Here is a 1,091-nt window from a genome sequence, read left to right on the forward strand (position 1 = left end):
CAGATGCAGACCATGATGGACCACTGGGACAGGCTGGTTCCCAATCCGGCCTTTGACATGGCTTATAAATGGGCCTCGCAGAACGGCGAAACCTCACTTGGCAACACTCCGTCAATGCAATCCTTTTTTCTGCAGCACAACACCAGCACCACAACCACCCCGCCTCCGACCACCCCGCCTCCGACGACGCCACCCCCAGACGGGGATCTTCTCCACGGCACCAGTGGAGCCGATGTACTTAAGGCAACCGGTGCCCAAACAATGATCGGCTATGGCGGCAACGACGATTACTATATCGACAATGCCGGCGACAAGGTGGTCGAGTCCTCTGGCCAAGGTCAAGACAGGGTGTGGACCTCTGTGAGCTATGCGCTCTCGGCCGGCTTGTCGATTGAAGTCCTTGGCACCACGATGGACGCCGGCACCACGGCAATCAACCTCACCGGCAACGAGTTGGCCCAAACCATCCAGGGCAATGCCGGCGCCAACGTCATCAACGGCGGCGGCGGTGCCGACAAGATGAGCGGATTTGGCGGCAACGACACCTACTATGTCGACAATGCCAGCGACACGGTGATTGAGGCGGCCGGCGGCGGTAGCGACATGGTACTCGCCTCGGTGAGCTATGCGCTTTCGGCCGGCTCGCAAGTCGAGCTTCTCGCCACCACCAACCCATCCGGCACAACGGCAATCAACCTCACCGGCAATGAGTTCGCCCAGACCATCCAGGGCAACGCCGGCGCCAATGTCATCAATGGCGGCCGTGGTGCCGACATCTTGACCGGCAATGGCGGCAATGATGCCTTCGTTTTCAATACCGCTCTGGGAGCCGGCGATATCGACAGGGTTACTGACTTCAACAAGCTCCAGGACAAGATCCACCTCGACAACACGATTTTTGCCGGGCTGAGCTCGGGCGCCCTCACATCCGCCGCTTTCTTTGCGGGTGCGGCCGCGCACGACAGTTCCGACCATATCATCTACAACAATTCAACCGGAGCGCTCTCTTTCGACAGCGACGGGATCGGCGGCGCCGCTCAAACACAGTTCGCCACTCTTGCTCCAGGTCTGTCGATTTCGGCAACCTCGTT

At 59.8% G+C, this 1,091-nt stretch carries 1 protein-coding gene; it reads left to right on the plus strand.

Annotation, left to right across the window (positions count from 1 at the left end):
• Window positions 1–261: 261 nt before the first annotated feature.
• The coding region (locus NKH12_RS30425) for a calcium-binding protein (RefSeq protein ID WP_352956481.1) at window positions 262–1,091 on the plus strand (830 nt) is incomplete at its 3' end.

Origin of the sequence: Mesorhizobium sp. M1322 (genome assembly GCF_040318085.1) — a bacterium.
Lineage (GTDB): Bacteria > Pseudomonadota > Alphaproteobacteria > Rhizobiales > Rhizobiaceae > Mesorhizobium.